Origin of the sequence: Streptomyces sp. TRM70350, assembly GCF_019219825.1 — a bacterium.
Taxonomy (GTDB): Bacteria; Actinomycetota; Actinomycetes; order Streptomycetales; family Streptomycetaceae; genus Streptomyces.
The window spans coordinates 25,091-42,341 of sequence record NZ_JAHUXH010000038.1; the positions used below are offsets into that span (position 1 = coordinate 25,091).

General features: G+C 70.9%; 18 protein-coding genes, 1 tRNA gene and 3 pseudogenes. 15 read left to right on the plus strand and 7 right to left on the minus strand.

Annotated features, from left to right (window positions below; genetic code table 11):
- Positions 1–375: 375 nt before the first annotated feature.
- Positions 376–1,011, minus strand: coding sequence for a uracil phosphoribosyltransferase (gene upp, locus KWI83_RS33690; RefSeq protein WP_218518185.1), 636 nt, complete (start codon positions 1,009–1,011; stop codon positions 376–378).
- A 96-nt stretch (positions 1,012–1,107) separates the two neighbouring features.
- Between upp and KWI83_RS33695 the strand changes: the two genes are divergently transcribed.
- The 4 genes from KWI83_RS33695 to KWI83_RS33710 all read left to right on the plus strand — a co-directional run bounded on the left by KWI83_RS33695 (position 1,108) and on the right by KWI83_RS33710 (position 2,771).
- Positions 1,108–1,311, plus strand: a complete 204-nt coding sequence (locus KWI83_RS33695) for a hypothetical protein (RefSeq protein WP_218518186.1) — start codon at positions 1,108–1,110, stop codon at positions 1,309–1,311.
- Between the two features lie 303 nt (positions 1,312–1,614).
- Positions 1,615–2,154 (plus strand): hypothetical protein, encoded by a 540-nt coding sequence (locus tag KWI83_RS33700; RefSeq protein WP_218518219.1) that lies wholly within the window; start codon positions 1,615–1,617, stop codon positions 2,152–2,154.
- A 56-nt stretch (positions 2,155–2,210) separates the two neighbouring features.
- Entirely contained in the window at positions 2,211–2,642 is a 432-nt protein-coding gene (tadA, locus tag KWI83_RS33705) for a tRNA adenosine(34) deaminase TadA (protein ID WP_256363185.1), read from the plus strand.
- A gap of 44 nt (positions 2,643–2,686) precedes the next feature.
- Positions 2,687–2,771 (plus strand) — tRNA-Ser (locus tag KWI83_RS33710).
- A gap of 93 nt (positions 2,772–2,864) precedes the next feature.
- Here KWI83_RS33710 and KWI83_RS33715 read toward each other — a convergent pair.
- Positions 2,865–3,002 (minus strand): hypothetical protein, encoded by a 138-nt coding sequence (locus tag KWI83_RS33715; RefSeq protein WP_218518223.1) that lies wholly within the window; start codon positions 3,000–3,002, stop codon positions 2,865–2,867.
- A 149-nt stretch (positions 3,003–3,151) separates the two neighbouring features.
- A complete protein-coding gene (locus tag KWI83_RS33720) occupies positions 3,152–3,862 on the minus strand; it encodes a siderophore-interacting protein (protein WP_218518188.1) in 711 nt (236 codons plus the stop codon).
- A gap of 88 nt (positions 3,863–3,950) precedes the next feature.
- Between KWI83_RS33720 and KWI83_RS33725 the strand changes: the two are divergent.
- From KWI83_RS33725 to KWI83_RS33740, 4 genes and pseudogenes are all read left to right on the plus strand, one after another.
- Positions 3,951–4,307, plus strand: a pseudogene (locus KWI83_RS33725) (GNAT family N-acetyltransferase); the annotation flags it as partial.
- Positions 4,304–4,777 (plus strand): cupin domain-containing protein, encoded by a 474-nt coding sequence (locus KWI83_RS33730; protein WP_218518190.1) that lies wholly within the window; start codon positions 4,304–4,306, stop codon positions 4,775–4,777. The pseudogene KWI83_RS33725 and the gene KWI83_RS33730, both read left to right, overlap by 4 nt.
- Positions 4,778–4,793: 16 nt before the next feature.
- Positions 4,794–5,558, plus strand: a complete 765-nt coding sequence (locus tag KWI83_RS33735) for an SDR family NAD(P)-dependent oxidoreductase (protein WP_218518191.1) — start codon at positions 4,794–4,796, stop codon at positions 5,556–5,558.
- A 179-nt stretch (positions 5,559–5,737) separates the two neighbouring features.
- Positions 5,738–7,624, plus strand: coding sequence for a copper resistance CopC/CopD family protein (locus KWI83_RS33740; protein WP_256363179.1), 1,887 nt, complete (start codon positions 5,738–5,740; stop codon positions 7,622–7,624).
- A gap of 76 nt (positions 7,625–7,700) precedes the next feature.
- On the opposite strand, the gene KWI83_RS33745 is transcribed toward KWI83_RS33740, so the two are convergent.
- The 3 genes and pseudogenes from KWI83_RS33745 to KWI83_RS33755 form a co-directional block, all read right to left on the minus strand.
- On the minus strand, positions 7,701–8,684 hold the full coding sequence (locus tag KWI83_RS33745) for a phosphotransferase family protein (RefSeq protein WP_218518192.1): 984 nt from the start codon (positions 8,682–8,684) through the stop codon (positions 7,701–7,703).
- Between the two features lie 328 nt (positions 8,685–9,012).
- Positions 9,013–9,261: a hypothetical protein gene (locus KWI83_RS33750; protein ID WP_218518193.1), complete on the minus strand. Its 249-nt coding sequence runs from the start codon at positions 9,259–9,261 to the stop codon at positions 9,013–9,015.
- Positions 9,262–9,510: 249 nt separating this feature from the next.
- Positions 9,511–9,675: pseudogene (locus KWI83_RS33755) on the minus strand (IS3 family transposase); the annotation flags it as partial.
- Between KWI83_RS33755 and KWI83_RS40490 the strand changes: the two are divergent.
- A complete protein-coding gene (locus KWI83_RS40490) occupies positions 9,598–9,939 on the plus strand; it encodes a hypothetical protein (protein ID WP_374106432.1) in 342 nt (113 codons plus the stop codon). The pseudogene KWI83_RS33755 and the gene KWI83_RS40490 sit on opposite strands and share 78 nt — an antisense overlap.
- A 150-nt stretch (positions 9,940–10,089) precedes the next feature.
- On the opposite strand, the pseudogene KWI83_RS39380 reads toward KWI83_RS40490, so the two are convergent.
- Positions 10,090–10,185, minus strand: a pseudogene (locus tag KWI83_RS39380) (transcriptional regulator); the annotation flags it as partial.
- On the opposite strand from KWI83_RS39380, the gene KWI83_RS40495 reads away from it, so the two are divergent.
- The 6 genes from KWI83_RS40495 (at position 10,162) to KWI83_RS33785 (ending at position 17,251) form a co-directional block, all read left to right on the plus strand.
- A complete protein-coding gene (locus KWI83_RS40495) occupies positions 10,162–10,554 on the plus strand; it encodes a DUF6087 family protein (protein ID WP_374106430.1) in 393 nt (130 codons plus the stop codon). The pseudogene KWI83_RS39380 and the gene KWI83_RS40495 overlap by 24 nt on opposite strands.
- A gap of 104 nt (positions 10,555–10,658) precedes the next feature.
- Positions 10,659–11,969: an ABC transporter substrate-binding protein gene (locus KWI83_RS33765; RefSeq protein WP_218518194.1), complete on the plus strand. Its 1,311-nt coding sequence runs from the start codon at positions 10,659–10,661 to the stop codon at positions 11,967–11,969.
- A complete protein-coding gene (locus tag KWI83_RS33770) occupies positions 11,966–12,949 on the plus strand; it encodes a carbohydrate ABC transporter permease (protein WP_218518195.1) in 984 nt (327 codons plus the stop codon). Before KWI83_RS33765 ends, KWI83_RS33770 begins: the two co-directional genes overlap by 4 nt.
- Positions 12,946–13,869 carry a carbohydrate ABC transporter permease gene (locus KWI83_RS33775; protein WP_218518196.1) on the plus strand — a complete coding sequence of 308 codons (924 nt, stop codon included), beginning with the start codon at positions 12,946–12,948 and terminating at the stop codon, positions 13,867–13,869. Before KWI83_RS33770 ends, KWI83_RS33775 begins: the two co-directional genes overlap by 4 nt.
- A 71-nt stretch (positions 13,870–13,940) precedes the next feature.
- Positions 13,941–15,251 (plus strand): glycoside hydrolase family 36 protein, encoded by a 1,311-nt coding sequence (locus KWI83_RS33780; protein ID WP_218518197.1) that lies wholly within the window; start codon positions 13,941–13,943, stop codon positions 15,249–15,251.
- On the plus strand, positions 15,248–17,251 hold the full coding sequence (locus tag KWI83_RS33785) for a beta-galactosidase (protein WP_218518198.1): 2,004 nt from the start codon (positions 15,248–15,250) through the stop codon (positions 17,249–17,251). The genes KWI83_RS33780 and KWI83_RS33785 overlap by 4 nt, the downstream gene beginning before the upstream one ends.

The window sequence follows — 17,251 nt, forward strand, 5'->3', positions numbered from 1 at the left end:
GCCGTGGATGCCGCTCTGCGGCTTGATGGGACTCCGCGCCTGACCGGACCACCCTGGCACACCTGGGCATACGAGCCTGAGGGGCCCCGGGCGAACCTGGGCCTGCGAGCCTGAGGGGCCCCGGGCGAACCTGGGCCTGCGAGCCTGAGGGGCCCCGGGCGAACCTGGGCCTGCGAGCCTGAGGGGCCCCGGGCGAACCTGAACCTGGGTCTGCGAGCCTGCTGAGCCCTGTCGGCTTGCCTGGCGCCTGTCCGCCTGTCCGCCTGTCCGCCTGCTCGACGTACCTCGCCTGCCCGCCGCCTGGCGGCTTGCCCGGCGCCTGGCGGCCTGCCCGGCCTGCTCGACGTACCTCGCCTGCCGGGCCCGCCGTCGGACTTACTCCGCCGCCCCGTACATCCGGTCCCCCGCGTCGCCCAGCCCCGGGACGATGTAGCCGTGCTCGTTGAGGCGCTCGTCGACCGAGGCCGTGACGACCGTCACCGGGGTGCCGGCCAGCTCGCGCTCCATCAGTTCGACGCCCTCGGGGGCGGCCAGCAGGACCACCGCCGTGACGTCGTCGGCGCCGCGCTTGATCAGCTCCTGGATCGCCGCGACCAGGGTGCCGCCGGTGGCCAGCATCGGGTCCAGGACGTACACCTGGCGGCCGGAGAGGTCCTCCGGCATGCGGGTGGCGTACGTGGAGGCCTGGAGCGTCTCCTCGTTGCGGATCATGCCCAGGAAGCCCACCTCGGCGGTCGGCAGCAGCCGGACCATGCCGTCCAGCATGCCGAGACCGGCCCGCAGGATCGGCACGACCAGCGGGCGCGGGTGGGAGAGCTTGACGCCGGTGGTGGTGGCGACCGGGGTGGTGATGTCGACCTGTTCGGTGCGCACGTCGCGCGTGGCCTCGTAGGCGAGCAGGGTGACCAGCTCGTCGGCGAGACGACGGAAGGTCGCGGAGTCGGTGCGCTGGTCGCGCAGCGTGGTGAGCTTGTGGGCGACCAGGGGGTGGTCGACGACGTGGAGACGCATGGGCACAACAGTAACCGCGCTTCGGGCCCGGCACTCCCTGGCGTCAAACCCGCCATCCGGGGGAAGGTGAGTGGGACGGATAGGGGTGGTGTGCCTATGCCTGACCTGCCAGAGCCGCCCGACCACGGGTCCCGGGCGGACGCGAGCGAGCAGGAGACCGACGCCGAGCGGAGGCGGCGCCGGGCGCAGTTCCTGCGGGAACTCGCCGAGGCCCGGGAACTTCGTGACCGCGTTCAGCCGCGCCGCGCCAAGGCGGCCCGCCTGCGGCACGCGATGCGCATGCGAACGTTTCGCTGGTAGCCCCCGCGCCTGGTGCCGGGGCGGGAAGAACCGTGACCCGTGCGGTCGTTGCCGGGGTGGGCGTGCGTGGCCTCGGCCGAAAGCCGCGTACGATCCGCTGGTGGCGGCAACGAGTGTGCTGGTGAGTCGTTCGCGGACGTGCGATCAAAACAGCCGGACACAGCGGGCCGAAGACGTCCCCTGAACGCCTTGTTTCTGCCACGATTCCGAGTGGGTGGGGCTCGGAGCCCGAGCTCTCCCCGCCCGCAGCCTCCGCCGGGGGGACCCCCAACCGGCACGCCTATGACCAGTGGGAGAGTCACGGTGTACTTCGCCGCACTGCTCGCGCGCACCGAAGACGGGTGGGAAGCGAGCGACACAGAGCTCGACGATGTGGAGACCCTGTCGGATCTGGCCGACCTGGCCCGGGAAGCCTCTCCCGACGAGGACACGGTGCTCGTCCTGATCGAGCAGGAGGACGCCTGGTTCGGCGTGGTCCGCGTGGACGGCGAGGACGACCCTCGTATCTACGTCTCGGACGCCGCCGCTGCTGCTCGCAGCAGCTACGGCGAGATCCTGCTCACCGACGAACTGCTCGGCCGCGAGCCGGCCGACGACGCGGCCGCCGACCTGGACGCCCTCGACCTGGACGGCACCGAGGACGGTGAGCCAGAGGACGACGCCGACGACGGCGAGGAGGACGGCGGCTCCGCCGAGGCCGTGCCGCACGGCCCGGTCGGTGACACCGGCATCCTCGACGACCTCGGCGTCAGTGAGAAGGAGCTGCTGTCGCTGTCGGAGGACGCGCTCACCGAGATCGCCGAGGCCCTGGGCGCCTCGGAGACCCTGGAGACCGTCCGCTGACCCCGTCCGACCCGAGTACGACCCCGGACCCGGTGCGCGACCCCTGGCGGGCCGCGATGCGGCTCGCCCTGGACGAGGCCCGGCGGGCGGTCCGGGGCGGCGACGTCCCCGTCGGCGCGGTCGTCCTCGCCGCCGACGGTACGACCGTGCTCGCCGCCGGGCACAACGAACGCGAGGCCACCGGCGATCCGACCGCGCACGCCGAGGTCCTCGCCATTCGGCGGGCGGCCGCGGCGCTGGGCACCTGGCGGTTGACCGACTGCACCCTCGTGGTCACCCTGGAGCCCTGCACGATGTGCGCGGGCGCGATCGTCCAGTCCCGGGTGGACCGCGTCGTCTACGGCGCCCGCGACGACAAGGCCGGCGCGGCCGGCTCCCTCTGGGACGTCGTACGCGACCGGCGCCTCAACCACCGCCCCGAGGTCATCGAGGGCGTGCTGGCGGAGGAGTGCGCGGCGCTGCTCACGGACTTCTTCCGGGCCCGCTGAATACGAATTTCTGAGCACGCCCACCTTGCTGTAAGGTCTCCCTCGGTAGCGTGTCCGAGCGGCCGAAGGAGCTCGCCTCGAAAGCGAGTGTGGCGCAAGTCACCGAGGGTTCAAATCCCTCCGCTACCGCTCGTAGCCGAAGGGCCCGGTCCACTGGACCGGGCCCTTCGTGATGTTCCGGGCGCCGGCCACCGTCACGGGAGCGACGCTGCCCCGAGGCCGTCAGGAGCCCAGGACGTCCATGAGGTGGTCGTCGAGGTCGGCCACCCAGTCCTCCCGCCGCCACGGCCGCAGCTCCTGCCGGGCCTTCCGCGGCCGCAGCGCCGGCACCCGGCCGCCGGTCGACGCCGCTGCGGCCACGCACTCGCTGCACCAGCACCCTGGCCCGCTCGGTGGTCCGGGCGGCGGGGAGTTGACGGCGCGAACCGTGCCCAGCACCGGCTCACGTAAACCCGACCGGGAGCAGTGCCACCCCCGCCCATGAGACAGGAGTGCCGCCGCGACGACCGTCAGCTCGCCCGCCAGTACCCCAGCGCGTGCATCCGATCCTTTGGCACAGACAGCTCCTTGCGCACATACGACGCCAGCGTCCGCGTCGTCACCGTGTCGCAGGCGATCCAGACGTACGGAGCCGGGGTGGCCGTCAGCAGCGCGGGCAGCGCGGCCCGTACGGCGTCCACCAGGCCGGGACGCGGCACCCGCCGTATCTCGTGCCGAGCCGTGTCCGCGCGGCACGGCAGGCCCTTCAGCTCGCCCTCGAACCAGATCGTCGCCGGGGCCGGACCGAGGGCGTCGAGGAGGGAGTTGAGCGCGGGCAGCGAAGCCGGGTCGGCGATCGCGAAGACGTGTGAGGGCTCGGGCCGGGGATGCTGGAAGCCCGTGCCCTGGACCGTCGCCTCGATCGTGTCCCCGGCCTTCGCCGCCCGCGCCCAGTCACTGGCGCGCCCCTCGTGGAGCGCGAACTCCAGACTGAACGTGCCGGCCTGCGGGTCCGGGTCGACCAGCGTGTACGCCCGCTGGTGCGGCTTGCCCGCGTTGTCGAACCACAGCCGGACCCACATCGTGGGGTGGACCGCGCAGGCCGTGAGCAGGCCGCCGTCGGTGAAGTGCAGCCGCCGGTACTCCGGCGTGACGTGCTCGGCGCCCGTCACGGTGAGGACGAAGTCCTTCGCGCCCATCAGCTTCAGGACCGTGCCCTGCCAACCGTGCCCCTGCCCCATGGCGCTCCTTCACATTTCGCGTAGCGTTCCGCCCGCGACGAACTTAGGGAAGGCTAACCTAAAGCGCGCAAGTCCTGAAGGGCAGAGGGAGCCGGAGGCGGACCGGGTCGGCGAGTGCTACGAGGTGCGGCCCGACGACATCGGCGTGCACCTGCTGCTCGCCCCGGCGGGCGAGGGCGGCGCGCGCGAGGGCTGGACGGCGGGCCTGGTCGCCGTACTCGCTGCGTACGTGCTGGTCACGCTCGACCGGCAGCGGATCGTGGTCGACCCGGGCGTGCGCAACGAGAAGGCGATCGACCGTTTCCTGCGGCAGGGGTTCGTGCCGGGGCCGAAGGCCGTGCTGCCGGAGGTGAGTCTCCCGGACGTGCACCTCCCGGACGTGCACCTGCCTCGGAAGCACGCTCAACTCGCGTTCCTGCCCAGGGCGGTAGCCTTCCCCGCGTGACTCCAGAAGACCTCGTCGCGCACTACGCCATGGAGCCGATCCCGCGCGAGGGCGGCCTGTTCCGGCAGACCTGGGCCGGGCCGGACCGCCCCGACGGACGTCCGGAGGGCACCGCCATCGTCGCCCTGCTCCGGCGGGACGACTACTCCGCCCTGCACCGCCTGCCCACCGACGAGGTCTGGCACTTCTACCTCGGCGACCCGCTGGAGCTGCTGCTCCTCGCCCCCGATGGCACCTCCCGCACGGCCGTCCTAGGACCGGACGTGCTCGGCGGCCAGCACCCGCAGTTCACCGTGGAGGCCGGAACCTGGATGGGTGGGCGGGTCGTCGAGGGCGGCTCCTGGACGTTCTTCGGCTGCACGATGGCGCCCGGGTTCACCTTCGCGGGGTACGAGCACGGCGACGCCGCCGAGCTGACCGCCCGCTATCCGGACCGGGCCGACCGGATCGTGGAACTGTGTCGGCCATGAGGTTGCTGTGACGGCCATGAGGTTGCTGGAGGGCCAGGTCGCCCTCGTCACGGGCGCGGGCGGCGGGATCGGCCGGGGCATCGCCCTGCGGTTCGCGGAGCAGGGCGCGGCGGTCGCGGTGCACTGCCGTACGTCGGTGGAGTCGGCGCGTGAAGTGGCCTCGCTCATCGAGGACTCGGGCGGACGGGCCGTCGTACTGCAGGCCGATCTGACCGACGAGGACGCGTGCCGACGCGTGGTGCGCGAGGCCGCCGAGTGGGGCCACGGGCGGCTGACCGCGCTGGTCAACAACGCCGCCGTGCAGCCGGTGCGGGAACTCGCCGGGATGACCGCGGCCGACTGGCGGACGGTTGTGGACACCAACCTGACCAGCGTGTTCGCCTGCACGCAGGCGGCCGTGGAGGTTATGCGGGAGCGGGGCGAAGGAGGTTCGGTGACGCACATCGCCTCCATCGAGGCGAGCGCACCGGCACCGGCGCACGCGCACTACTGCGCCTCCAAGGCGGCGGTCGTGATGCACGCCCGGTCGGCGGCGCTGGAGTACGGGCGGTACGGGATCCGCGTCAACACCGTCTCACCCGGGCTGATCGACCGGGAGGGGCTGGCGGAGGGCTGGCCGGAGGGCGTGGAGCGCTGGCAGCGGGCGGTGCCGCTCGGGCGGCTGGGGCGGGCGGAGGACATCGGGGACGCGTGCGTGTTCCTGGCCTCGCCACTGGCGTCCTGGGTGTCGGGGCACGACCTGGTGGTGGACGGGGGCGTCTCGGCGCGTCCGACATGGTGAGAGCCTCCTGGGGTGAGTACGCCGGGCGCCGCGTCCGTACGTATCCCGGACGTGGGGCACGACCTGGTGGTGGACGGGGGTATCTCGGCGCGTCCCACATGGTGAGACCTGCCTGGGATGAGCACGCCGGGCTTCGCATCCGTACGTATCCCGGGAGCAGGTCCGACGACGGAGCGGCGATGGGGATGTGCGATGGCGGAGCACGGCACGGCGACGGCGGCGGCGACGGCGCGTCCCGACGACCCGGCCCGCTCCGACTCCGGCTCCGGCGACTTCGGCGGCTGGTGCTGCTGGTCGCTGTGCTGGTCCTGCTGCTCCTCGGCGGCGCGGCCCCCGCGTCCGCGCACGCCGGACTCCGCGGCACCGACCCCCGCGACGGATCCGTCCTCGACTCCGCTCCCCGCCACCTCACCCTGACCTTCACCGAGTCCGTCGGGCTCCTCGACGACTCGGTCCGCGTGATCGACCCCAAGAACCGCCCGGTCGACACCGGCGAGGCCGCACACGCGGGCGACCGCGCCGACACGGTCCGGGTCGGCCTGCCCGCCGATCTGGCGGACGGTACGTACACCGTGGCCTGGCGGGTCGTCTCGGCGGACAGTCACCCGGTCTCGGGCGCGTTCATCTTCTCGGTGGGCGAGCCGTCGGCGACGACCGCCGCGGTGACCGGCCCGACCGAGGATCCGGCGACCGCCTCGCTCTACACCATCGCCCGCTACGCCGCGTACGGCGGTCTGGCCCTGCTCATCGGCGTCGCCGTCTTCATGTCCGTCGCCTTGCGCGGTCCCACCGACGCCCTGCGCAAACTCCTCCCCGCCGCCTGGCTGACCCTCGTGGTCTCCACGGCCGCCCTGCTGCTCCTGCGCGGCCCCTACGAACGCGGCACGGGCCTCACGGACGCCCTCGACCCGACCGTCCTGAGCGCCACGCTCACCACCCGGCCCGGCCTGGCACTGCTGGCCCGGCTGGCCCTGCTGGCGGCGGCCTTCTTCCTGGTACGCCGCTCAGCCCGCCGTACCACCCACCCCGCGCCCGGGATCGCGCTCGCCGTCGCGCTGGCCGTCACCTGGGCGGCCTCCGAGCACGCCTCGGCCGGTATCCAGGTGCCGGTGGCGATGACGTCGGCCGTGCTGCACCTGCTGGCCACGGCGGCCTGGCTGGGCGGCCTCACGGCCCTGCTCACCGTCCTCTACCGCGCCCCGCACGACCTCACGCCCGCCACCGTCGCCCGCTTCTCCCGGCTGGCCCTCGCCTCGGTGATCGTCCTCACCGTCACCGGTGTCTACCAGTCCTGGCGGGGCCTCGGCACCTGGGAGGCGCTCACCGGCACGACGTACGGCCGCATCCTGCTGGCCAAACTGGCCGCGGTGGCCCTGCTGCTGGCGGCGGCGGCCTTCTCGCGCCGGTGGACGCGGCGCTGGGCGGCGGGGGAACCGGCGCGGGTGGAGGCGGAGGCGCGGGTGCTGGAGACGGTGGGCGGCCCGGCGGAAACGACGCAAGCGCAGGTGGAGTCCCCACCAGGGGACGCCCAAGCCGGGGACAGGCCCCCCGTCGACCACGACGGGGACGACCACCACCGCCGAGCACTCCGCCGCTCCGTCTTCGCCGAGTTCATGACCGGCGTGCTGGTCCTGGTGATCACGACCCTCCTCACCATCACCCTCCCGGGCCGCGCCGCCACCGAGTCCGCCGCCGCGCAGACGACGGCCGCCGACGCCGGTGGGGCCACCGCCTCCAGCAGCGTGGTGCCCTTCGACGTGGGCACCCCGGACGGCCAGGGCAGGGTCCAGCTCGACCTCGCCCCCGGACGGGTGGGCCAGAACCAGGTGCAGGCCGTCGTCTTCGGCCCCGACGGCGGCATCGTCACCGTCCCCGAACTGCGCCTCACCTTCACCCTGCGCGCCCAGGATGTCGGCCCGATCGACGCGGAGCTGGAGAACCGGGGCGGCTACTGGGGCACGGACCAGCTCCGGCTCCCGCTGCCCGGCACCTGGACCATGAAGATCACGGTCCGGACGACGGACATCGACCAGGTGACGGTGGAGAAGGACGTGCGGGTGGGCTAGGAAATGGGCTGGGCTCACCCCTCGCGGGTGAAGGCCACCGACACTGAAGCGGCTGCCGGCAGCCGACGATCCGGTTTCAGGCGTAGCGGTCGAAAAGGGCTTGGAGGTAGTCCTCCAGCCGCCTGGTCAACAGGGCAGGGGTCAGGTCGGCGCGGCCCACCTCGCGCCAGGGGACAGCGACCTTCTCGGCGTCCGGAGCGAAGGCCAGGGCGTCCAGCAGACGCCAGTAGAGATGGGCGGCGGGACCTTCGGCAAGCGTCCCTCCCGCCGCGACGTAGCGGTCGGCGAAGCGCATGCCCGCCGGAACCCCGTGCAGCAGAGTCAGGGCCGTCGAGCAGTGGGCCACGTCCAGGTCGGCCGGCCCCCAAGAGGTCTCCACCCAGTCGACGACGCCGCTGATCCGCGGATCGTCGCCGTCGCCCGTGAAGAGGACATTTCCGGGATGGAAGTCCCGGTGCAGGAAGCAGGCCAGGTACTCCGGGGGCTCGCGGCGGATCACGTTCACGGCCCGTTGCCACAGTTCGGGCCGCTCGGTGTGCTCGGGCGGGCGCACCCGTTCGGGAGAGGTCCACGCCTGATAGGTGCGAGGCCGTGTCTCTGCGGTCACCGGCAGCCGGTGGATGCGCAGCAACTGGCGGGCCGGCAGCTCGGCCCGCCGGTCGGCGCCCTCATCAGCCAGGCGCACGGTGCCGGGCAGCAGGGACATCAGCAAGGAGGGGTGGTCGCAGTACTGCGCGGTCGCGTCCACGGCCACCAGCGTGGCCGCGGGCACATCCGTGCCGCCGAGCAGGCGCAGAACGGCTGCCTCGCGGGTCAGCAGGCCCTCCGCGTGCCGAACGAAGAAGGGCCTGACGAACGACCGCAGGACCAGCGAGCGCCGACCGCCCGGCCCGCGGATGTCCAGACGGCGCATCTCCGACGTCCAGCCGCCCCGCAACCGCGCGACGTCGTCGATGCGTTCAGCCTCGGGCAGCCCCTTCTCCACCCAGGCACGCGTCGCGCTCCAGCCCTCGTCCTCAAGATCGGCACCGATGCGCTCGGCCCCCTCGCCCGTCACCATGAAGGCAGGCTGTCCACCTCACCGGGACGACCCGGGCGGAACATCACGAAGGGCCCGGTCCAGTGGACCGTGTTCGGGCAGTCCGCGCGCCCGGCCGCAAGGCTCTGGTGAACGGCCGTGGACGGCGGTGTACGGGGATGAATGAGACGGAAACTGAGACGGGCCGAGGGATCTCCACGCCTTGGCTTCCTGGGCTGCAAGCTGAACCGCCGAGCCGTGATGCGGCGCCGCCTCCGCCCAGTCTGCGCCGCGGCTACGACGCCGCGGTAGTCGACGGTCGTGAGGGAGAACCAAGCCTGCATCCTGTGCGCCCGCTCGGGCACGCCGATCAACAATCTTCAACTTCAGGCAGGCGATCCCAGACCTCGCCCTCACACCGCAGTTCGAAGCCTTCCTGGGCAGCGACGCTCCTAGCGTGCTCCTTGCTGCGGATTTCAACGTGCCAGTATGTCTTCGGACCTGTGTATGTGTCGAAACGGTCGTCCTGCACAGTGCGCCAGACCCGGTAGCCGACGCGCCCATGCCTGTCGGCGACAAGAACCATGATCTGATCAATGCCGGGACGACCCTCATCCATAAGAGGACGATATGTCCCATTCTTTGTCACCGGCAACCGCAACGGGGTCCTGAGTTACGGTGCCCACCGTGGCCCTTCCAGCGGCGACACGTTGCGGGGCGTACGGCACTGTCGCAGCGCCGGGCGGTCAACCGGTCACGTGTTACGCATATGGGTGCAACACGTGGGGTGTGACAGGAGAGGCACCGACTGTTGCGCCTATGCGCGCAGGTCATCGGGGACTGCTGCATGATCGGGTGACAGCGGGGTTTATGCAGCCAGAGCTGCGGGTGGGGTCATGATGGTCTCGTATTCGACGGGGGTCAATCGGGCCAGGCGTTTCTGGCGCCGGCGCTGGTGGTAGGTGCGCTCGGTCCAGGTCACGATCGCGATCCGCAACTCCTGGCGGGTGGCCCAGGTACGGCGGTCGAGAACGGTCGCCGTACCACCCATCCCGCACCCGGCATCGCGTTCTCCGTCGCGCCGGCCGTCACCGAACTGCGCCTCACCTTCACCCTGCGCGCCCAGGATGTCGGCCCGATCGACGCCGAGCTGGAGAACCGGGGCGGCTACCGGGGTACGGACCAGCTCCCGCTGCCCGGCACCTGGACCATGAAGATCACGGTCCGGACGACGGACATCGACCAGGTGACTCTGGAGAAGGATGTCCGGGTGGGCCAGCCGGAGAATCGGGCCTGACGTGGCACCGGGCGTCTGGCAGAGCCCGGCCGGTCGCCGGGACCTGGAGGATGAGCCGAACGTCTGCACGGACGTTGACGGCCGTGGTGATCCTCGGGCTGCTGGACACCGCACGGTGTGCGTGGTGTCCGGGGCTTCCGCACGTCTGGCTCAGCGCAGAGCCTCGATGGCCCTCAGGATCAGCGTGCGTGCCTCGGCCCCATACACCGCCATGCCGCGCAGTTGCTCAAACGCGCGCAGGTACAGGAGGTCACCGGCACGCGCCGTGCGGTCCCCCTGCGCTCCGGCCCTCGCGCCTCCCACATCGACCCCGACGGTCCCCGCGCGCTTCTCGAACGGGACGGCACGGCATGGAAGGTGTCGGTGTTGCCGCCGACGCGGCCGAGGCCCGAACATTTCTGGGTCACGTACCTGCCCCGGCACCGGAAGGCGCCTCGGGCATCCGGCCCCCCGGTCAGGAGCCCCGCCGAGGTCGTCATCGCAAGCCCTGACCGGCCGAAGCGGGGGCGTGGTTTGACTCTGTTGGTTTCTGTGGCATCCCCGCCGGTTATCTCCGCCACACCTGATTGTGACGGTTACGTTTCAACAAAAGTGACGTCCGCCCTTGACGTATGACCGGACATGAGGCTGTTATTACGCCACCCTCATGTTCGGTCAGGTTGATTTCTGATTGGTTTCGACCAATTTCGGACCGGACCCCTGTTCCCCCAGGAGCCGTCATGCACAGAACTCCCTCCGGTCTCACCCTCCCGAGCCCGAGCCGCCGTACCCTCCTGCGCGGCGTGGGCGGCGCAGCCGTTCTCGGTGCCGGCATACCCCTGCTCAGCGCCTGCGGGGGCAGTGGAACCGCCGCCGACCCGAAGACCGTCACGCTCGGCTCCAAGGCGTCCGACCCGGTGCCGAAGAAGGCGTTCGCCGACATCTACGCGGCCTTCCAGAAGGAGTCCGGGCTCACGGTCGACGTGAACACCAAGGACTCCAACACCTTCCAGGAGCAGATCAACTCCTACCTCCAGGGCACGCCGGACGACGTGTTCACCTGGTTCGCGGGCTACCGGATGCAGTTCTTCGCGGCCAAGGGCCTCGCCACCCCGATCGACGAGGTGTGGCAGAAGATCGGCGGGAACTTCCCCGACGCGATGCACAAGCTCAGCAAGGGCGAGGACGGCAAGTACTACCTCGTGCCGCTCTACACGTACCCCTGGGCGGTCTTCTACCGGAAGAGCGTCTTCCAGGAGAAGGGGTACGAAGTCCCCACCACCTGGGACGACTTCATCGCCCTGTGCAAGCAGATGCAGCAGGACAAGCTGGTTCCGATCGCCTTCGGCGACAAGGACGCCTGGCCCGCGCTCGGCACCTTCGACCAGATCAACTTCCGCGCCAACGGCTACGACTTCCACGTCGAGCTGATGGCGGGCAAGGCCTCCTGGACCGACGCCAAGGTGCGCAAGGTCTTCGACCTGTGGACCGAGATCCTCCCCTACCACCAGGAGGGCGCCGTCGGCCGCACCTGGCAGGACGCCGCCCAGACCCTGGCCTCCAAGAAGGCCGGCATGTATCTGATGGGCACGTTCGTCGCCCAGCAGTTCACCGACAAGGCCGCCCTGGAGGACCTCGACTTCTTCGCCTTCCCGGAGATCGACCCGGCCTACGGCCAGGACACCGTCGAGGCGCCGACCGACGGCTTCATGATGAGCAGGAGCCCGAAGAACAAGTCGGGTTCCCTCAAGCTCCTGGAGTACCTGGGCACGCCGGCCGCCGAGGAGATCTACCTCAAGTCGGACCCGAGCGTCGTCGCCGCCTCCACCAAGGCCGACACCTCCTCGTACACCACCCTTCAGAAGAAGGCGTACGACATGATCGCCGACGCCAAGAACCTCACCCAGTTCATGGACCGCGACAGCCGTCCGGACTTCACCTCCACGGTGATGCAGCCCGCGCTGCAGAAGTTCGTCCGCGACCCCAAGGGTGTCGACAGCCTGCTCTCGTCCATCGAGCGCCAGAAGAAGACGATCTTCGCGTCCTCATGACCACGAACATCACCAAGGAGAACCCGGAGGCGGCCGCCGTGCCGCCTCCGGGCGCTGCCCCCGCCAAGAAGCAGAAGGTGCCCACGGGCCACCGCCGTCTGCTCACCCGTCGCGACCGGTTCACGCTGGGCATGATGGCGACCCTGCCGACGATCCTGCACGTCGCCCTGGTCTGGGTGACCGCGCTCGCCTCCGTCGCGCTCGCCTTCACCACCTGGGACGGCATCGGCTTCGACGCGATCCACTGGGTCGGGCTGCAGAACTTCAAGGAACTGTTCGAGCAGAACCCGCAGTTCTGGCCGGCCGTGCAGCACAACGTCGTCTGGTTCGTCGTACTGATCGTGATCCCGACGCCGCTGGGGCTGTTCCTCGCCGTGCAACTGGACAAGAAGATCCGGTTCAGCCGCGTCTACCAGACGGCGTTCTTCCTGCCGGTCGTGCTGTCCATGGCCGTCATCGGATTCGTCTGGCAGCTGGTCTACAACCCCGACACCGGCCTGATCAACAGCATCATCGGCGCCAACGAGCCCGGCAAGTACATCGACTGGATAGGCGACCCGGACCTCAACCTCTGGGCCGTCCTCGTCGCCGCGTCCTGGCGGCACACCGGCTACATGATGATCCTCTACCTGGCCGGTCTGAAGGGCGTCGACCCCTCCCTGCGCGAGGCCTCCGCGATCGACGGCGCCAACGAGTGGCAGACGTTCAAGAACGTCGTCTTCCCGGCGCTGCGCCCGACCAACACGATCGTCCTGGTCGTCACCATCATCGAGGCCCTGCGCGCCTTCGACCTCGTCTACGTCTTCAACGGCGGCGCCGAGGGCACCGAGCTGCTGTCCATCCTGGTGACCACCAACATCATCGGAGAGTCGAGCCGTATCGGATACGGATCGGCCATCGCGGTCGTCCTGCTGCTGATCTCGCTCGTCGTGATCGTTCCCTACCTGGTGAGCACCTTCCGGAAGGAGCGGCGGGCATGAGCACAGCGACAGTCCCTTCGACGACTGCGACGACTGCGACGACTTCGCAGACCGCGAAGAAGCGCGCGCCGGTCCGGCCCGGCCGCGTCCTGCTGCACGTCGTCCTCGCCACCATGGCGCTGGCCTGGCTGGCCCCGCTGCTGTGGGCGATCTACGCGGCCCTGCGCCCGTACGCCGAGACCAGCGAGAAGGGGTACGTGTCCCTCCCGGACACGCTCGACTTCGACAACTTCACCAACGCGTTCACGCAGTCGGACATGACGCACTACTTCGTGAACACGCTGGTGATCGCCGTCCCGGCGGTGCTGCTGACCCTGTTCCTGTCGTCGATGGTGGCCTTCTACGTCAGCCGCTTCGACTTCCGGGTCAACCTGGCCCTGCTGCTGGTCTTCACGGCCGGCAACCTGCTGCCCCAGCAGGTCATCATCACCCCGCTGTACCGGCTGTACCTCCTGGTGGACCTGCCCGGCATCACGATGAGCGGCAAGCTGTACGACTCCGCTCTCGGGCTCGTGCTCATCCACGTGGCGTTCCAGTCGGGGTTCTGCGCGTTCGTGCTGAGCAACTACATGAGGATGCTCCCGCACGAGCTGACCGAGGCCGCGCTGGTCGACGGCGCGTCGGTGTGGCGGCTGTACTGGCAGATCACCCTGCCGCTGTGCAAGCCCGCGATGGCGGCGCTGGCCACCCTGCTGTCCATCTGGATCTACAACGACTTCTTCTGGGCCCTGGTCCTGATCTCCACCGGCGAGAACATGCCGATCACCTCGGCGCTGAACAACCTCTCCGGCCAGTACTTCACCGACCCCAACCTGGTCGCCGCCGGCGCCCTGCTCACCGCGATCCCCACGCTGATCGTCTACTTCCTGCTCCAGCGGCAGTTCGTCAGCGGCCTCACGCTCGGCGCCAACAAGGGCTGACAACCCGTTTCAAAAAGGGCTGACACCCAGCCCTTTCGAGTCTTTCCGGGCCATTTCGAAAGAGAACCACCGTGTCCCACCCCTTCACGCCGCTGGCCTCCGTGCCCGTGGACGTCACCCGAGCCCGCGTCCACGAGGAGGGCTGGCAGTCCTGGAGCCCCAGCGGCGCCTACGCCCTCACCGACCGGCCGTACCGCCCGGCCAACGCCAACTGGGCGACCGTCTGCTACCGGCCCGGCGTCACCGTCCCCGAGGGCACCTTCCAGGGCGAGGGCCTGCTCGCCCTCGACCCGGGCGACGGCACGCCGGTCCGCCTGTGGGCGGCGGCCGACCCGACCCGCGCGGTCCCGTCGATCCGGCTGGCCGTCGCGGACGGCATCGCGGAGGTGAGCGCCAACGGCCCGGTGAAGGAGTGGACCGGCACGCACATCCAGTCGGTGCTGGGGGACTGGGCCTCGGCCCTCGGCCTCGGCGCCCCCCGCCCCGCCCCCACCGTCTGGTGCTCCTGGTACGAGTACTTCACCGCCGTCACCGAGGACGACATCGACGAGAACCTCCGTGCGATGGACATTCTCGACCTGCCCATCGACGTCGTCCAGATCGACGACGGCTACCAGAGCGCCCTCGGCGACTGGCTCACCCTCTCCGGCCGCTTCCGCTCCCGCGAGGGCATCGCCGACGCGATCCGCGCCCGGGGCCGCCGGGCGGGCATCTGGACGGCCCCGTTCCTGGTGGACCCGGCGAGTGCCGTGGCCGCCGAGCACCCGGACTGGCTGGTCAAGGACGCGTCCGGCGCCTTCCTCCACGCGGGCGTCAACTGGGGCCACGACCTCAACGTCCTGGACACCACCCACCCCGGGGCGGCGGCGTACCTGACGGACGTCTTCCGCACCCTGCGCGCCGAGGGCTACGACTACTTCAAGGTCGACTTCCTCTACGCGGGCGCGCTGGACGGCGTACGGCACGCGGACGTGGACGCGCTGACGGCGTACCGCTCCGGCATCGAGCTGATCCGCGAGGCGATCGGCGCCGACGCGTACCTGCTGGGCTGCGGCGCGCCGATCCTCCCCTCGATCGGCCTGTTCGACGCGATGCGGGTCAGCCCGGACACGGCACCGCACCGCCGCCCCGAGGCCGACGACTACAGCCAGCCCGGCCAGGACCCCGCCGAGTTCACCGGCGTCGGACGGCAGTGGCAGCACGGCCGTCTCTGGATCAACGACCCCGACTGTCTGATGGCCCGCCCGGCCGTCGAGACCCGCGAGCGCTGGGCGGCGCACGTCGAGGCGACCGGCGGCCTGATGGCCTCCAGCGACCGCCTGCTGTCCCTGGACGCGTGGGGCGTGACGACCACCCGCCGCCTGCTGGGAGGTGACCGATGAAGCCCGAGCTCAAGCTCCCCGGCATCGCCTACGGCGGTGACTACAACCCCGAGCAGTGGCCCGAGGAGGTCTGGGCCGAGGACATGCGCCTGATGCGCGAGGCCGGGGTCACCATGGTCAGCGTCGGCATCTTCTCCTGGGCGCTGCTGGAACCCGCCGAGGGGGAGTACGACTTCTCCCGCATGGACAAGATCCTCGACCTGCTGCACGAGCACGGCATCGCCGCCGACCTGGCCACCCCGACGGCGGCCCCACCGGCCTGGTTCTTCCGGGGGCACCCCGAGGCGCTCCCGGTGGACCGGGACGGCCGCAGGCTGTCGTACGGCAGCCGCCAGACGTTCTGCCCCAGCAGCCCGGCCTACCGCAGGGCGGCCCTCGGGATCACCCGCGCGCTCGCCGACCGGTACGCCGGGCACCCGGCGGTGGCGATGTGGCACGTCCACAACGAGTACGGCTGCCACAACGCCGAGTGCCACTGCGACACCAGCGCCGAGGCCTTCCGGGGCTGGCTGCGCTCCCGCTACGCGGACCTGGCGGCGCTGAACGAGGCCTGGGGCACCACGTTCTGGTCCCAGTGGTACTACGACTGGGACGAGATCCTCCCGCCGCGTGCCACGGGTGCGGTCCCCAACCCCACCCACCAGCTGGACTGGCGCCGCTTCTGCTCGGACGAGCTGCTCTCGCTGTACGTGGCGGAACGGGACGTCCTGCGTACGGCGGCCCCGTCGATCCCGGCCACCACCAACTTCATGGTGATGTACAACTTCGACGCGCTGGACTACTGGCGCTGGGCCCCGCACCTCGACGTGCTCTCCAACGACCACTACCTGCAGTCCGCGGACCCCGAGTCGGAGATCGACATCGCCCTCAGCGGCGACCTGATGCGCTCGCTGGCGGGCGGACCGTGGCTGCTCATGGAGCACTCCACGGGCGCCGTGAACTGGCAGCCGGTCAACCGTGCGAAGGGCCCCGGCGAGCTGCGCCGCAACGCCCTGGCCCATGTGGCGCGCGGCGCGGACGGCATCGCCTACTTCCAGTGGCGGGCGGCGAAGGCGGGCGCCGAGCAGTGGCACTCGGCGATGCTCCCGCACGCGGGCACGGACAGCCAGATCTGGCGTGACGTGGTCCGACTGGGCGCGGATCTGCGGGCGTTGGCCGAGGTGCGCGGCAGTGCCGGTACGGCCGAGGTGGCGATCGTCTGGGACTGGAACGCCCGCTGGGCCATGGAGCTCCCCTCCCAGCCGAGCGCCGAGGTGCGCTTCCAGGACCTGGTCCGCGCCTGGTACGAACCGCTGTGGCGGGCGGGCGTCGCGGTGGACTTCGTACGCCCGGACGCGGACCTGTCGCGGTATCGCGTGGTGCTGGCCCCGAGCCTGTACCTGGTGGACGACGCGGGCGCGGCGAACCTGACCGCCTTCGCGGAGCGCGGCGGCACCCTGGCCGTCGGCTTCCACAGCGGGGCGGTCGACGAGAACTGCCACGTCCGGCTGGGCGGTTACCCCGGCGCGTTCCGGGAGGCGCTGGGCGTGCGGACCGACGAGCTGTTCCCGCTGCTGCCGGGAGAGTCGGTGGGCCTGAGCGGGGGCGGGACGGGGACCCTGTGGTCGGAGCGGGTACGCCTGTCCGGCGCCGAGTCGATCGCGTCGTACACGTCCGGCCCGCTGACGGGTGTACCGGCGGTGACCCGCAACCGCCATGGCGCCGGGGCGACGTGGTACGTGGCCACGCTCCCCGACCCGGCGACCCTGGCCGCACTCCTGGACCGCATCCGCACGGAGGCGGGCGTGGAGCCGGTGCGCGAGACCGCTGACGGTGTGGAGGCGGTCCTGCGCCGCGGCGGGGACGCCGACTACCTCTTCCTGATCAACCACACCGACACGGCCGCGGAGGTCGCGGTGGCTTCCGACGCCACGGAACTCCTCACGGGCAAGCAGGTGTCCGGGTCGGTCACGGTGCCGGCGGGGGAGACGGTGGTCGTACGGGAGCCGCGCGGGGTCTGA

What these genes read in the sequence shown, in the direction of transcription:
- upp (WP_218518185.1), bottom strand. Translation starts at nt 1,011, where the DNA reads ATGCGTCTCCACGTCGTCGACCACCCCCTGGTCGCCCACAAGCTCACC.
- KWI83_RS33695 (WP_218518186.1), top strand. Translation starts at nt 1,108, where the DNA reads ATGCCTGACCTGCCAGAGCCGCCCGACCACGGGTCCCGGGCGGACGCG.
- tadA (WP_256363185.1), top strand. Translation starts at nt 2,211, where the DNA reads ATGCGGCTCGCCCTGGACGAGGCCCGGCGGGCGGTCCGGGGCGGCGAC.
- KWI83_RS33720 (WP_218518188.1), bottom strand. Translation starts at nt 3,862, where the DNA reads ATGGGGCAGGGGCACGGTTGGCAGGGCACGGTCCTGAAGCTGATGGGC.
- KWI83_RS33735 (WP_218518191.1), top strand. Translation starts at nt 4,794, where the DNA reads ATGAGGTTGCTGGAGGGCCAGGTCGCCCTCGTCACGGGCGCGGGCGGC.
- KWI83_RS33740 (WP_256363179.1), top strand. Translation starts at nt 5,738, where the DNA reads ATGGGGATGTGCGATGGCGGAGCACGGCACGGCGACGGCGGCGGCGAC.
- KWI83_RS33745 (WP_218518192.1), bottom strand. Translation starts at nt 8,684, where the DNA reads ATGGTGACGGGCGAGGGGGCCGAGCGCATCGGTGCCGATCTTGAGGAC.
- KWI83_RS33750 (WP_218518193.1), bottom strand. Translation starts at nt 9,261, where the DNA reads ATGGATGAGGGTCGTCCCGGCATTGATCAGATCATGGTTCTTGTCGCC.
- KWI83_RS33765 (WP_218518194.1), top strand. Translation starts at nt 10,659, where the DNA reads ATGCACAGAACTCCCTCCGGTCTCACCCTCCCGAGCCCGAGCCGCCGT.
- KWI83_RS33770 (WP_218518195.1), top strand. Translation starts at nt 11,966, where the DNA reads ATGACCACGAACATCACCAAGGAGAACCCGGAGGCGGCCGCCGTGCCG.
- KWI83_RS33775 (WP_218518196.1), top strand. Translation starts at nt 12,946, where the DNA reads ATGAGCACAGCGACAGTCCCTTCGACGACTGCGACGACTGCGACGACT.
- KWI83_RS33785 (WP_218518198.1), top strand. Translation starts at nt 15,248, where the DNA reads ATGAAGCCCGAGCTCAAGCTCCCCGGCATCGCCTACGGCGGTGACTAC.